Origin of the sequence: Thioalkalivibrio sp. ALJ1 (assembly GCF_000745395.1) — a bacterium.
GTDB lineage: Bacteria > Pseudomonadota > Gammaproteobacteria > Ectothiorhodospirales > Ectothiorhodospiraceae > Thioalkalivibrio.
Window position 1 is genome coordinate 46,736 of sequence record NZ_KN050684.1, and the last position, 14,338, is coordinate 61,073.

The window sequence follows — 14,338 nt, forward strand, 5'->3', positions numbered from 1 at the left end:
GGTTTCTGCCGGGTGTCCCGACATAGATCACGGCCAGAGGCCGTGCAGCGCTGGCACCCGCACCCGGCCGGACCCGCACACCCTCGACGCACCCTCACTCAAGGAGACCTAGGAAACACTGATCGATGAGAGGCTTTGCGCCCGAGCATCCGCAGGCGGGCGTGGCCACACCTTGCGCCTGCGCGCGTGGTTTAATCGGCTCCTCGTCTTTCTGAAAGCGAAACCGCCATGATTGCCGTGATCTTTGAAGTGGAACCGCACGCCGAGCGCAAGCAGGACTACCTCGATGCAGCCGCCCAGCTACGCGAGCATCTGAAGGACGTGGAGGGCTTCATTTCCATCGAGCGCTTCGAAAGCCTGAGCCAGCCCGGAAAGGTCCTGTCGCTGTCGTTCTGGCGCGACGAGGATGCCGTAAGCCAGTGGCGCAATCTGGAAGAGCATCGTCAGGTACAGGCGGCCGGGCGCAGCGGAATCTTCGCCAACTATCGCCTGCGCGTGGCCGAGGTCGTGCGTGATTACGGCCTGTACGACCGCGAGCAGGCGCCGGGCGACTCACGCAACGCCCACGGTGCCTAACCCCTGCGACCGTCGCCCTGCGCACCGCCCCCTGCGCTGGACTATAGCTTTTGCTTTGATGATGCGAGGGAGATGGGCATAGCGAACGAGTTCAAGCAGTTTGTAGCGCGCGGCAATGTGATGGATATGGCCGTGGGCGTGATCGTGGGTATCGCCTTCGGTCAGGTCGTGGCTTCACTGGTGGGGGATGTACTGATGCCACCGATCGGCCTGCTGATCGGCGGGGTCGATTTCTCGGAGCTGGCGTTCGTGCTGCGTGAGGCGGAGAACGGTATGGCCGCGGTGACCGTCATTTACGGGATCTTCATCAAGCGCGTGGTGGATTTCCTGATCATCGCGGCCGTAGAGTTTGCGGCCATTAAGATGATCGCCCGATTGCAGCACAAGTGAAGAACCGAAGGCCGCTGAACCCGACGCTCCCAGTAACGAGGAAAGACTACTGGCCGAGATCCGTGACCTGCTAAAGACGCGGTAACGCGGCAGGCGTCCGGGCGGCCAGATGGATCCCAATGCAATAACGGCTCTGGAGGAACGTTTGGGCAATGCCATCGAAGTAGAAGGTCTGGTGCGCGATTTTGGCGGCACAAGGGCCGTAGACGGTGTCGAGCTGCGGGTGCCAACGGGGCGCGTGCTGGGCCTTCTGGGCCCCAACGGGGCCGGCAAGACGACCGTGGTGCGGATGCTCGCCACCCTGCTGACGCCCACCGCCGGGGCGGCTCGGGTGGGCGGCTTCGACGTGGCCCGCGAGGGCACACGGGTGCGCGAGATCATCGGCCTGACCGGCCAGTACGCTTCGGTGGACGAAAAGCTGACCGGGCGCGAGAACCTGATCCTGATCGGACGCCTGCTGGGCCTGAAGCGCCGCGATGCGCGGGCCCGCGCCGATGAGCTGCTAGCCGATTTCGACCTCCGCGAGGCGGGGCAGCGCCCTGCGCAAACCTATTCCGGCGGGATGCGGCGGCGGCTCGACCTGGCCGCAAGCCTGGTCGGGCACCCGCGCATCCTGTTTCTGGATGAGCCTTCCACCGGCCTGGACCCTCGGGCCCGGCGCGACCTCTGGGATCGCGTCCGCCAGCTTCAGAGCGACGGCACCACGGTGCTTTTGACCACCCAGTATCTGGAGGAGGCCGATGCCCTGGCCGACTCCATCGTGGTGCTAGACCACGGCCGCGTCATCGCCAAGGGCACGGCCGCCGAGCTGAAGGCGCGGGTTGACGGGCGCACGCTGTTCCTGATGGTGGCCCACCCGGAGCAGGCGGCGATGGCCGCCGAACGAGTGGCCGCGGTCACGGGCAGCATGCCGGTCGTGGAGGGCGAAACGATCAGCGTCCCCGTGTCGGATCCGGGCCTGCTGCCCGCCGTCCTGCGCGACCTGGATACCCAGAATATCGAGGTGGCGGAGCTGGGTCTGCGCGGCGCCAGCCTGGATGATGTATTCCTGTCCCTGACCGGACGCAGCGGCGCCAGCCGCGAACAGCCCCAGGGTGCGGAGGACGCGGCATGAAGGCGATCGATCAGACCCTGGCGCTCGCCTGGCGCAGCCTGGTTCAGGTGCGCCGCAATCCGTGGGAACTGGGCGACTACAGCATCCAGCCGATCCTGTTTCTGGTGCTATTCCTGTTCGTGTTCGGTGGGGCCATCGCCGGCTCGCCGGAGAACTACCTGGCGTTCGTGCTACCGGGCGTTATCGTGATGAACATGCTGTTCGTGACGGTTTATGTCGGCCACGGCCTGAATACGGACCTGACCCGCGGCGTGTTCGATCGCTTTCGCGCCCTGCCCATCCCGCGCTGGGCACCATTGGCCGGACGCATCCTCGCCGACGTGGTCAAGCAAGTACTGTGTATCGCGCTGCTATTGATCGTCGGCTTCTTGCTGGGCTTTCGTCTGGAGACATCCTGGGCCCATCTGCTGGCGATGGTCGCGCTGGTCTTGAGCTTCGCGGTGGCGTTTTCCTGGGTGATGGTGCTGGTCGGCGTGCTCGCACGCGACCCTGAGCATGTGCAGCTGTTCGGCTTTACCGCGCTGTTCCCGATCACCTTTGTCAGTTCCGCCTTCGTGCCGGTGGATACGATGCCCGGATGGTTGCAGGGCTTTGTGCAGGCGAACCCGGTGTCTCTACTGGCCGATGCCGCCCGCGGCCTGATGAACGCCGACGGCCCCGCGCTGGAGCCCGCCCTTTGGTCGTTGGCCTGGGCATTGGGGATCGCACTGGTCTTCGCACCCCTGTCGGTCTATGCCCTGAACCGCCGTCTGGCGCGCGGGTAGTACAATTCATCCCCCGACCATGGCCTGCTGCTCCCCGCCGCGGCCTGCTCAAAACAGCTCAATGTCACCCGTCTGGATCGTGGATCGCTGGATCGCGCCGGCGGCGACCAGGCGGTCGTACAGCCAGACCTGGTTCTTGCCGTTGGCCTTGGCGTAGTACAGGGCCTGATCCGCCTCGTCCAGCACAGCACTGGCGGTCTTGTAAGGGCGCAGTTGAGTGACCCCGATGCTGGTCGCGACCCAGCCGACGCGCGGCAACGTGTAGTCGGCGACGGCGCGCTGCAAACGCTCGAAAGTCGCGGCGGCCATGTCGGCACCCGCCATTTCGGCCAGCACCACGAACTCCTCCCCGCCAAAGCGGTAGATCAAGTCATGCTCGCGGCATCTCTGCTGCAACAGCCGCGCCAGCAGAATCAATACCTCGTCACCGTACACATGGCCGAAGCTGTCATTGATCTTCTTGAAGTCGTCGATGTCGATCACGCCGAGCCAGATCTGAGTCTCGTCGGGGTTGGGCTCCTGGCGGCGATCTTCGACCAGACCCGGCCGATGGACACTGCGCTCCAGCGTGGCCAGTTCGCGGAAATTGTCGTCGAAGGTCTTGCGGTTGAGCAGGCCGGTCAGATCATCCGTCTGGGCATCATCAATCAGGCGCACGAAATTGCGATACACGGAGAGGAAGCTCTCACCAGCAAACCATCGAGCGACTCGCTGGCTTCCTCGCCCTCGAACGCAAATGCCAAACAGATACTGAACTCGTTGAGCCCGGACATTGGAAAGACCGACACGCGGCGGCCCGCGTCGTCGATATCCGCAACCGCCTCCCCGGTCTGCAACGCCTGCTCCAGCAGCCCATCGGGCAGGGGCTGATGTGTCCGATCGAACGGGATCGTGGTGACGGCATCGTGCTTGCGGTCAAAGGAGTGCAAGCTCTTGGGTCGGCCCTCGGCATCCAGCGCAATCGCCCAGATATGGGCAGACTCGTAGATGCCGTCCAACGTCTTGAGAAGACTGCATTCCAGACGCTGGGCATTGCGGATGCCCGTAAGATGGGCCAGGCCCTCAAGCAAATCGCGACCGCTGGTCATGGCGCTGATCTCGTCGGGTCGGAGGATACCGCCGGCGTCCAGAATCGATCATTCGCCGCGCCAACGGTGCGAAATCAATTGGGTGCACGAAACCGTTTGGCATTGCGCATGGGTGGTGGCACAACCCGTCAAGGTCATTGCGGGCCGGAACCACCTTTCGCGCAATATGCTACCGCAAAAGTAGAGCGCCAAGTCGGGGGACGTCGTGCCATACGAACCGCTACGGCATGCGAGCGCCACAGGGAAGCCCTGCCCCAAGCCCCAGGTGTGGAATCTCACGCGGGTTGGCGAACCCTTCAGCGAAGCGTTGCAGGCAAAAGAGTCGCCGCGTCCCTGCGACGACAAGACACACCCCGTGTGCGGGGTCCGGTCGTACTAACCGGTCGTACTTAGTAGACCGGTACCAGGGCATAGCCCTGATTCTGGTAGCCCATGATGGCGATGAAACCGCTGCGCACCGGCTTGATCGAGTCCAGAACCTTATCGTTCTCGACCCCGTAGGCGCGGGTCGCGGCGGCACAGACCTCCATCTTCACGCCCAGCTCATCCAGTCGCTCAACCGCCTTGGCGATCTCTTCCAGGGTGTCACCGTGATCAATCGCGATCTCGGGCTCCGGATCGGTGGTAATGAACTTGACCGCCTCGGCGATGAACACCATGCGCAGGTCGGGCTCCACGCCTTCCTTGACCAGGTTCTCGTGGTTGGTGGCGATGCCGCGCAGGTAGGCGAGCATCACGTTCGGATCGGATTTGCGCATGTCGTAGACGGCGCGCATGGTCTCGATGCCCTGCGTAGCCTCGCGGTTATCCAGGCCTTCGGCGCTCGCCTTCGAGACCAGCCCGAACGGCAGGAGCACGGCCAGTAACAGGATCAGTATTGGTTTTCGCATGGTGAGACTCCTCCTATTGGGGTGGTGGTCCGTTTGTTTTGTTATCGGACCGGGACGCTCAGTAGATCGGGATCACGGCATAGCCCTGGGCCTGATACCCAGTCAGCGAGACGAAGGTATTGCGCACCGGCTCGATGCCGGGCAGTAGCTCGCCGTGATCCACTCCGAACAACCGCGTGGCGACGGAGCAGGACTCCAGGTGCACACCCTTCTCCTGCAACGCCGCGATGTGGTCCTCGATGGCGTCCAGGTGGTCGAACTCGGTCAATTCGAAGCGCTCGCGATCCTCGCTGACCATGGTCACGGCCCGACCACGGAAGGTAAGGATCATGTCCGGCTCCACGCCCTGATCGGTCAGGTCTTCGAACGTCTCGCGGATCACCATCAGGTACAGCGCCATGACCTCCGGGTCATCGTTGTTGAGATCAAAGACCACACGAGCCTGATCCACGCCCTCCAGGGCTCGGGCATCGGTGGGGGCATCGGCCTGAACACTCAGCGTGGTCAACGACAGGGCGAGCAGCAGGAACAGCGAACTAACGATCTTCATCAGGGATTCTCCAGGGGATAAGTGGACTTACAGTGGGTCTGCCGGGGTCATGGCGATCGCACGCCAGGCGGCTTCCTGCGTCTCGCGCAGGTAGTGTTCCAGCGGGCGTTCCAGAGCGCCGTCCAGGTGAAGGTGCAGCAGGCGAATCGCACCTCCGAACGCAGCGGTGGCCGCCACCGGCACTTCCATCGGGCGCACCTCGCCGTTCTCGATGCCCTGCTCGATGCATTCGCGCATGCGCAGAAAGGGCTGCGAGGAGCACACCGGCGGCTCGTTGGGAAGAAACTCGCGGTGCCGCGCCTCCAGCACGAAGCGCATGGTCTGAGGGGCCTCGGTGGAGGCATCGAACATGAAGGCAATGATCCCGTCACAGCGCGCACGGCAGTCGCTCTCGCGTTGCATGACATCGGCCAGACCGGCGTCCATGCGCTGCAGCAGATCGTCGTACAGGGCCTTGGCCAGCGCCTCCTTGTTGCCGAAGTGGTGGTAGATCGAGCCAATAGAGACATCGGCCTGGCGACGGATGTCGTGGATCGAGGTGTTGAAATAGCCATCACGGCTGAAGCGCTCTAACGCGGTGTCCAACACCAGCTTGCGCAGGGCTGCACCGCGTACCGAGGGCTTGGGGTTTTCCGTCATCGTCAATACCGAACCGAACGTTCGTTCTAATTTAGCGCGACGATATGGGAAATGCCATACGTTGGCCGCGTGGCATGGCAGAGAAACAGCCTAGCCTGCGCGTTACGGAGGCCCGACCGATACGCGGGAGAAGGGCCAGGCCCGGGATTGGCGGCCTGGGTTTCGGATGTAGATTGCTTCGCTGCGCTCGCAATGACGGGGTGTAGTCGCCAGGACGAGGCATTGCCGGATTGCGATCAGAAGTCCTCGAACTCCATGGCGCGGAACACGCGGCCGGCGTTCTGGCGGTGCAGTTCGCCGTAGGTGTCCAGGTGTCGATAGGCGGTCTGGTCGATGTTGTAGGCATCGTTCAGCGTGCCGCCCTCATCGAGGATGCGCTGGACCTCTTCGCGCAGATACACCAGGTAGTCATGGGTGTAGCGGCGCAGGGCCTCGAAATCGTTCACCGGCTCGCCGTGGCCGGGGATGATGTAGTCCGCGTCCAGGGCCTCGAGCTTGTGCCAGGTCTCGACCCAGCCGGCGGTATCGGTGTAGTCGAAGATCGGCAGCATGCGCTGATGGAAGGCGAGGTCCCCAGTGATCAGCGTGCTGCGATCGGGTACGAAGACGGCGATATCGCCCGGCGCGTGGCCTGGACCCAGGTACAGGATCTGAATGGTCTCACCACCCATCTCCAGATCCAGACGCGAGGCAAAGGTGATGTCCGGGATTCCCAGTTCGGTCATGAAGGCCTTCTCGCGGGTGCGATTGGCCGCCCCTTCCAGACTGGCCTGGCCATTAGCCTCGATCTCGCGCCAGGCATCATTGTGGGCGATCACCCGGACGCCCTGCTCCTGCCAGTAGGTCATGCCCAGCATAGCGTGGCCCTGGGCATTCTCCAGCACCACGTATTTCACCGGCTGATCGGTGATTTGCTTGATCTCGTGGTGCAGCGACTTGGCCAGCAGGTAGTTGTCGCCGGCATTCATCACCACCACGCCATCATCGGTGATGATGAATGACAGGTTGTTGTTATGGCCGGAGTTCTCGTAGGTGGAGGGCTGGGTGGCGCCGATCGCGGACCAGACCCCTTCGGTGACCTTCCGCGGCCGGTCGTAGAGGAACGAGTCCCGTGCCTTGTCCAGCACGTACAGGGGCAGGCCAGCGTCCTTCCACTCGAAGAAGCCGCCGGGGTAGTTGTGCACGTTGGTGTAGCCCATCTGCTGCAGGGTCTGCGCGGCGGCGACGCTGCGCAGGTTCTGGCCGCAGTAGACGACGATTGGGGTGTCCTTGTCCGGGATCTCGCCGCGGACCTCGAACTCGATCCAGCCGCGCGGAATGTTCAGCGTCTCGCTGGAGCGGATCTGGCCACCGGTGTGCTCGATCTCGGTACGCGTCCGCACGTCGATCACCACGTGATCGGGCTCGTTGGCGATCAGGTCCTGGAGCCCCTCCTTGTCGATGTTGGTGATCTCGGCATTGGCCGCCTCGATCAGCCGCTCCCCGGTCAATTCTTCGGCCTGCGCGGTGCCTGTCACCGCGACCAGGACCAGCCCCAGCCAGATCGCTCGCATCCTCTCTCTCCTTCGGTACTTTTTCTATCTCCTCACCATAGCCCACTGGTTGAGCCGCCGCTTGCAAGGTCTATATTCAGGGAAAGGCACACGGCCCGTCGGTCGAAGGAGCCCCCAATGAGCAACCACATGGCGGATGTCACCATCCATATCGACGAAGACACCGATCACTCCGCGCGTGAGCGCATCCAGGACGCCCTGCGCGAGCTCCCGGGCGTAATGGCCGCGTCCAGTCACGATGAACGTCCGCACCTGATGGTGGTGGAGTACGACCCGGAACGGATTAACAGCCGAAAGCTGCTGGACAAGGTCACCGCCTCCGGCGTGCATGCCGAACTGATCGGCTTGTAGCGCGCCCGCACCCAGCATTCCCGCCGCTGGGCGGGACAATGCTGTCCCGGTCTGTCACCATTATTCGGAATGGAGAAACAGGCTGGCGTGGATCACGGCCCTGCGCGCTCGACAAGCACGGCATCCTGGGGTAGCGAACTTTTCGCAAGGGCACTAGCCTGGCGATTGCTGCTGCCCATCGGTCTGATCCTGACGGCCAGCTACGTCGTGCTACCCCACGGGCTGTTAACCAGCACCCTCTACGTACTCTTGACGGCCGGGGCCGCCTTGGCGGCGGGCCTCGCCGCACTGCACCGTCCGCGCCCCTTCGCCGCAGGTGGCTGGGGCCTGATCGCCATTGCCCTGGCCCTGGCCGCCATCGGCCACGGCATCTGGTACTGGCTGGACCTGCAGGGCCTGGAACCGTTCCCTTCGGCCGCAGACATCTTCTACCTGCTGGTCTATCCACTGTTCGTCGTCGCTCTCTGGCGCCTGGGCGACCGGAACGTTCGGGCGGACGGGGCCTTTGTGGATGCCCTGATAATCGGAATCTCAGCGGCGGTACTAGCATGGGCCTTACTGATCGCCCCGTACGCTTACGACCCAAGTCTGAGCTGGCTGCAACTCCTGGTATCCGCCGGTTACCCGGTGGCGGACCTGATCCTGCTACCCCTGGTCTTGCGTCTGCTGTTCCTGCACCGCGCCCACCTCACCGCCCACGTTTTCTTGCTCCTGGGCATGCTCGCCTACCTGACCGCCGATCTGCTGTATGCCCATGGCAACGCCACCGGCTGGTACGCCCCGGGCGGGTTGACGGACGCCGGCTGGCTGATCGCCTACACCCTGATCGTGGCGGCCGTATGGCATCCCTCGGCGCAGATCGAACCCCAGGTGCGTACATCGGCGGCCGATGTCTCCGGCCGGCGGCTACTTGTGCTGGGTGCCGCCGTGGTCCTGGTGCCGATGATCATCCTGTTCACGGCTGGTGACGATATGGAGACCATCCGCGTCGCCGCGATTGCCTCCATCCTGATGTTCGTGCTGGTCCTGTACCGCATGGCCGGGATGCTCCGCGAGAGCCATCGGCAGGCCCACCGCCTGGAGCACCTCTCGCGCACCGATCCACTGACCGGAGCCGGCAATCGCCGCCAGCTGGAAGAGCAACTGAGTCGAGAGATCGCCCGCGCCGAGCGCACCCAGGGCTCACTCAATGTGGCGCTGCTCGATCTCGACCGTTTCAAACGTTTCAACGACACCCACGGCCATTCCGCCGGGGATGCCCTGCTGCAGGAGATAGTGCATGCCTGGCGTCCGAACCTGCGCCCCACCGATGTGCTGACCCGCTTTGGGGGCGAAGAGTCTGTACTGATCTCTCCCCACATCGACACCCAGCAGTGCGACCAACTGCTGCAACGCTTGCGGGCAGTCGTCCCCTATGGTCAGACCTTTTCCGCCGGTATCGCCAGCTTCCACGCAGGCGATACGCCGGATGACCTGCTGGGTCGAGCCGACCGGGCGCTTTATGCGGCGAAGAGCAGCGGACGTGCCCGTAACGTGATCGCCGACGACCACGCCGCGCCTTCGTCGAACTCGGAGAATTGATTACATGCCCCAGGGAGCAAATCCCGGAATTCGCGCGTCTACTCCGGAGACCTGACGACCAAAAGGCCGGTTGAATGCCCCGTTGGATGACCACCCCGCTCCTGCTAGCGCTCCCCTTTCTCGCGATCGCCCCTTTCGCCACGGCGCAGGATGCCGACACCCCCACCGGCGCCGTCGAGTCGGCCACCACCATCGCGGCGGGGGATGGCGATATCCCGGTTGAACGTTACCGCACGGACGGCGATGCAGTGCTGCTCTGGTTCCCGTCCGAACACGGCGTGCAGGACGGTCACCGCGATCAGGCCTTGGCCTTGCAGGCTGCCGGGATCGAGGTCTGGCTGGTCGACCCGTTCACCGGGCACTTCCTGCCGGAGGCGGCATCCAGCTTCAACGAGATGCCGCTGGCCACCGTCCCCGACCTGATCGAGGCGGCCCACGACGACACCGACCGACCCCTTTTCGTCTTTGGCCACGACCGCGCCATGCCCTGGCTGCTGACCGGCCTCTACCAATGGCAACAAGCCCATCCGGAAGCCGGACACCTCGCCGGGCTCCTAATGGCCAGCCCCTATCTGCACACCGGGGCGGACACCGACGCAGCCGAACTGCAGGCCATCGTCGAGCTCACCAACCTGCCCGTGTATATCCTGCAGCCTGCCCTGTCGCCCCAACGCCAGCATCTTGGACGCATCCAGGTGGGACTGTCCGCTGGCGGCAGCAGCGTAGGCGCACGACTGCTGCCCGAGATCCGCGACCGCTTCTTTTTCCGGCCCGACGCCACTGCCGAGGAGCGGCTCGCCAGCGAGACCTTTCACCGAGAAATCGTGTTCGGCATGGACCTGCTCACCCGCCTGCCCCACCAGCGCGTTCCCGCCGTGGCCGCGGCGGGCACCGACCTGACCGTGCGGACACCCAGCGGCAGTGATGCACAGCTGAATACGCTGGACGAACCGGTGGATGCCCCGCCACTGGAGCACCCCGATCTGGCGGGCGACCTCCAACGTCTGGAGGACTACCGCGGCGAGGTGATTCTGGTGAACTTCTGGGCCAGCTGGTGCCCGCCCTGCGTACACGAGATGCCGTCCATGCAACGCCTCGAAGATGAACTGCGGGAAGTCGGATTCCGCATCCTCGCCGTCAACCTGGGCGAGGACGAGGACACCATCCAGCGTTTCATCGAAGACGAAGTTCAAACCGATTTCACGATCCTGCTCGACCCGGAACAAAACTCGCTCGACGAATGGCGTGCAATGGCCTTCCCCACCAGCTACGTGATCGACCGCCAGGGCCGGCTGCGCTACTACCTGTTTGGCGCCATCGAGTGGATGGAGACCGGCGTCATCGAACAAATCCGCGAACTGCTAGACGAGGAGGCCTGACCCATACCGCGCAAAGCCCCTGCGATTCGCACCTGTTTGCCCACCGGGTCAATGCTTTACTCTGCACACAGCATTACGCTGCCAAACCACAGGGAAGCCCACGCATGAAGGGAGTTGTGTTTAATGTCCTGGAGGAGATCGTGACCGAGCACTACGGCACGGACACCTGGGAGGACCTGCTCGATCATGCCAAGCTCAGCGGGGCCTACACCTCGCTTGGCAACTACGACGACACCGACATGCTCAAGCTAGTAGAGGCCGCCAGTGCCACAACCGGCATGGACGAAGCCACCTGCCTGCGCTGGATCGGCCGCGAGATGCTGCCGCGCTTCGAAAGCATCTACCCCGGCGTATTCGAGGACTACCCGGACACCATCGCCCTGTTACGTGCCCTGAACGACGTGATCCATCCAGAGGTGACCAAGCTGTATCCGGGGGCCATCGTGCCCATATTCCATTATCACAGGGTCGCCGAAGACCAACTGATCATGGAATACGACTCCCAGCGCCAACTGTGTTCCCTGGCGCACGGACTGATGCTGGGTGCCGGGGATCGCTACGGCCAGACGCTGCGCGTCGAACACCACGAATGCGTGCACCGGGGCGATGCCCGCTGCCTGTTCGATATACGCGCCGAGGGGTCCATTGGCTGATCCGGCCACCCCCGGCGATTCCCTCGCCTGGCGTCGCCTGGAGCGGCGCTTCGCGCGTGAACGCACGGCCCGCAGCGAAGCCGAAACGATCGCCGAAGACGCCACCCGCCGGCTCTACCGCGAACAGATCAAGCTGGAGGGCATACTCCAGGTCGCCACACGCGCGAATGAAAGTAACGATATCGAAGAGACCACCCGCCAGGGGCTGGCCAGCCTCACCGAGCATACGGTGTGGAAGTGCGCCCACATCTTCTATCGCGACCCATCAGACCGGCTGTCGGCCGTAGCATGGGTGGATCATCTGACCGGCTCGGATGCATCCCGTGAAGCCCCTTGGACGACCTGCGGCCAGGAACTCCTGAATCAGGCCAACGGTGTGCGCTGCGAATTCTTCGAGGAACCTCCTTTTGCCGCTGACGCCTCGGCCAGCGGCCACGGCCTCCAGCATTGCTGCATCTGCAGCATCAGCGTGCACGGTCGCTGTTTCGGGCTTATCGAGGCCTTCTCCAACGTCCCGGATCGCGATCAGGCACTCAGCCGCGAATTCTTCGAAGGCATCGCCCAGACCTTGGGCTATGTATACAAGCGCGAACACGATCGCCGCATGATCGAACACATGGCCTATCACGACCCCCTGACGGGGCTCGGCAACCGTGCCCAGCTATTCGACCACTTGGATCTGGCGATCCGCCGCGCACGGCGCGAGCAGCACAAGGTCGCCGTCATGGCGATCAACGTCGACCGCTTCCGTGACATCAACGACAGTGCGGGTACACGCGCCGGTGACGCCTTTCTGGTGGAACTGGCACAACGCATCCAGTCGTCCATACGCGATATCGACACCGTCGCCCGGCTGGGGGGCGACGAATTCATGATCGTGTTCGATGGCCTGGGCGATTCCGAAGACATCACCACGCTGGGCCAGCGCCTGTTGCGCAATCTCACCCCGGAGGCGCTGAACCCGAAGAGGGCCACGCAGACGCCGACGCAAAGCGCCGGTGTCGCGATCTACCCGGACGATGCCCGCGACGCCGAGGGTCTTGCCCATTGCGCGGAGACGGCCATGCAGCGGGCCAAGGCCGAGGGTGGCGACCGCCTGGTGGCCTACGACCCGGCGCTCGCGCAGCGCAACGAACAGCGCCGGCAACTGGAACAACAGGTGCGTGCCGCTGCGGAACAAGGCGCATTTGCCTCGTATTACCAACCCCTGGTGGAGCTGCCTTCCGAGCGCGTAATCGGAGCCGAGGCCCTGCTACGCTGGCAGATGCCGGACGCGCCGGGGCCCGATGTCTTCATTCCCATCCTTGAACGCCTGGGGCTGATGCACGAGGTGGGGACCCAGGTACTACGCACCGCCCTGCAACATGCCTCCCAGTGGTTGAATGAAGGCCGTGACCTGCAACGGATCTCGGTCAACGTGTCCCCCGTCCAGCTACAGGATGACCGCATCCTCGGCACGCTCGATCAGATCCTGGCGGAAACCGGCCTGCCCGCCGACCGGGTCTGTCTCGAAATCACCGAGAATGTCTATCTGGAAGGCGACGAACACATCCGCACGCGCATGGCCGCACTGCGCGCACGTGGCATTGCGATTGCACTGGATGACTTCGGTACCGGCTACAGCTCGCTGGGCTACTTGCAGTGGCTGTCGCTGGACACCCTCAAGATCGACAAGAGCTTTGTCTTCGGCGTCGCCGACCAAAAGCATCACCTGAACCTGGTGCGCTCCATCATCGGGATTGCCGAGGCGCTGGAACTAGCAGTAACGGCCGAAGGCATCGAGACCCCCGAGATCGCGCGCCTGATCGCCGCGCTTGGCTGCACCTACGGCCAGGGCTACCACTATGGCCGCGCGATGCCTGGCGACGAGCTGTGGGCCCGCCTGGCATGGCCCCGTGGCCCGGGTTACATCCCCGGAAACGATCCTCAATAGCACCCGGCCGCTCCATCCCGGCAGCCAATCGATCCCTACCCGAATACCGGACTATTACACGCAAGCGGCCCGGCCCGACTACGCTTGAAGAAGGCACGCTTGCCCGGGAGTACACCATGAACTCGCCCATCACGATCCGACATGCCGCCCAGTGTCTGTTGCTCGCCGCTGCGCTGGGGCTCGCAGGCCCAGCGCCGGCCGAACCCGAGGTGGGTATCACCTCCGACATGGCCGAGTTCGAAGTACGCCACGGCGATGAGCGCATGACGGTCACCCGCGATCAGGACACCTTCGCGACCATCGACCTCGACTATGCGCAGATCGCGCGCCCCTGCCCGCCCTTCTGCATCCAACCGATGAGCCTCGGGCGCGGGGTCGAGACCCTGGGCGAACTGGAGTTCATCGACTATCTCCAGCAAACCACGGAGCGCGACGATCTTCTGATCATCGATTCGCGCACCCCGCGCGAATACCGCCGCGGTACGATCCCCGGCGCCATCAACATCCCCTGGGACCGGCTGCACTTCGCGTCGGGCGCCAATCCGGAGGATGTACGAAACGTGCTGACCGACGATTTTGGCGTGGTCTTCGATGGCGACTTCTACGACTTCAGCCAGGCCAAGACACTGGTGCTGTTCTGCAACGGACCCTGGTGCGGCCAGTCCCCCACCAACATCCGCACCCTGACCAACCTTGGCTACCCCGCCGAGCGCATCAAGTGGTACCGCGGTGGCATGCAGCTATGGCATGCCTTTGGCCTGACCACGGTAGAGGGCGTGACGGATGACTAGGGAGATGCTGATTGAATCGCACGTCCGCGTTGGCGCCCCCCAGTTTTTCGAGACAAAGCGTTCCGAGACAAGGCGCGTCGTGCAGC

13 protein-coding genes and 2 pseudogenes are annotated in these 14,338 nt (G+C 63.8%); 10 read left to right on the forward strand and 5 right to left on the reverse strand.

What is annotated here, in order from left to right; genetic code table 11:
- Positions 1 to 228: 228 nt before the first annotated feature.
- The 4 genes and pseudogenes from F462_RS02575 to F462_RS02590 all read left to right on the forward strand — a co-directional run bounded on the left by F462_RS02575 (position 229) and on the right by F462_RS02590 (position 2,844).
- The gene (locus F462_RS02575; protein WP_038051376.1) at positions 229 to 576 is read left to right on the forward strand and encodes an antibiotic biosynthesis monooxygenase family protein; all 348 of its coding nucleotides are present in this window, start codon (positions 229 to 231) and stop codon (positions 574 to 576) included.
- A 72-nt stretch (positions 577 to 648) separates the two neighbouring features.
- Positions 649 to 1,051 (forward strand): annotated as a pseudogene (gene mscL, locus F462_RS02580) (large-conductance mechanosensitive channel protein MscL).
- A gap of 60 nt (positions 1,052 to 1,111) precedes the next feature.
- Positions 1,112 to 2,080 (forward strand): daunorubicin resistance protein DrrA family ABC transporter ATP-binding protein, encoded by a 969-nt coding sequence (locus tag F462_RS02585; protein WP_038054784.1) that lies wholly within the window; start codon positions 1,112 to 1,114, stop codon positions 2,078 to 2,080.
- Positions 2,077 to 2,844 carry an ABC transporter permease gene (locus F462_RS02590; RefSeq protein WP_038051377.1) on the forward strand — a complete coding sequence of 256 codons (768 nt, stop codon included), beginning with the start codon at positions 2,077 to 2,079 and terminating at the stop codon, positions 2,842 to 2,844. The genes F462_RS02585 and F462_RS02590 overlap by 4 nt, the downstream gene beginning before the upstream one ends.
- A gap of 48 nt (positions 2,845 to 2,892) precedes the next feature.
- Here F462_RS02590 and F462_RS02595 read toward each other — a convergent pair.
- The 5 genes and pseudogenes from F462_RS02595 to F462_RS02615 form a co-directional block, all read right to left on the reverse strand.
- A pseudogene (locus F462_RS02595) lies at positions 2,893 to 3,932 on the reverse strand (GGDEF domain-containing protein).
- Between the two features lie 389 nt (positions 3,933 to 4,321).
- Positions 4,322 to 4,822, reverse strand: coding sequence for a DsrE family protein (locus F462_RS02600; protein WP_038051378.1), 501 nt, complete (start codon positions 4,820 to 4,822; stop codon positions 4,322 to 4,324).
- 58 nt (positions 4,823 to 4,880) lie between these two features.
- The gene (locus F462_RS02605) at positions 4,881 to 5,372 is read right to left on the reverse strand and encodes a DsrE family protein (protein WP_038051379.1); all 492 of its coding nucleotides are present in this window, start codon (positions 5,370 to 5,372) and stop codon (positions 4,881 to 4,883) included.
- A 27-nt stretch (positions 5,373 to 5,399) separates the two neighbouring features.
- Positions 5,400 to 6,011: a TetR/AcrR family transcriptional regulator gene (locus F462_RS02610; protein WP_038051380.1), complete on the reverse strand. Its 612-nt coding sequence runs from the start codon at positions 6,009 to 6,011 to the stop codon at positions 5,400 to 5,402.
- A 236-nt stretch (positions 6,012 to 6,247) separates the two neighbouring features.
- The gene (locus tag F462_RS02615; protein ID WP_038051381.1) at positions 6,248 to 7,564 is read right to left on the reverse strand and encodes an MBL fold metallo-hydrolase; all 1,317 of its coding nucleotides are present in this window, start codon (positions 7,562 to 7,564) and stop codon (positions 6,248 to 6,250) included.
- Positions 7,565 to 7,681: 117 nt separating this feature from the next.
- Here F462_RS02615 and F462_RS02620 point away from each other — a divergent pair, with 117 nt between their 5' ends.
- From F462_RS02620 to F462_RS02645, 6 genes are all read left to right on the forward strand, one after another.
- On the forward strand, positions 7,682 to 7,915 hold the full coding sequence (locus tag F462_RS02620) for an ATP-binding protein (RefSeq protein ID WP_038051382.1): 234 nt from the start codon (positions 7,682 to 7,684) through the stop codon (positions 7,913 to 7,915).
- 69 nt (positions 7,916 to 7,984) lie between these two features.
- On the forward strand, positions 7,985 to 9,496 hold the full coding sequence (locus F462_RS02625; protein ID WP_051918104.1) for a GGDEF domain-containing protein: 1,512 nt from the start codon (positions 7,985 to 7,987) through the stop codon (positions 9,494 to 9,496).
- 86 nt (positions 9,497 to 9,582) lie between these two features.
- Positions 9,583 to 10,875: a TlpA family protein disulfide reductase gene (locus F462_RS02630; RefSeq protein ID WP_208854122.1), complete on the forward strand. Its 1,293-nt coding sequence runs from the start codon at positions 9,583 to 9,585 to the stop codon at positions 10,873 to 10,875.
- Positions 10,876 to 10,979: 104 nt separating this feature from the next.
- Positions 10,980 to 11,528: a heme NO-binding domain-containing protein gene (locus F462_RS02635; RefSeq protein WP_038051384.1), complete on the forward strand. Its 549-nt coding sequence runs from the start codon at positions 10,980 to 10,982 to the stop codon at positions 11,526 to 11,528.
- Positions 11,521 to 13,461, forward strand: a complete 1,941-nt coding sequence (locus F462_RS02640; RefSeq protein ID WP_038051385.1) for a putative bifunctional diguanylate cyclase/phosphodiesterase — start codon at positions 11,521 to 11,523, stop codon at positions 13,459 to 13,461. Before F462_RS02635 ends, F462_RS02640 begins: the two co-directional genes overlap by 8 nt.
- A gap of 116 nt (positions 13,462 to 13,577) precedes the next feature.
- Positions 13,578 to 14,252, forward strand: a complete 675-nt coding sequence (locus tag F462_RS02645) for a rhodanese-like domain-containing protein (RefSeq protein WP_018875193.1) — start codon at positions 13,578 to 13,580, stop codon at positions 14,250 to 14,252.
- The last annotated feature ends 86 nt before the right edge of the window (positions 14,253 to 14,338 follow it).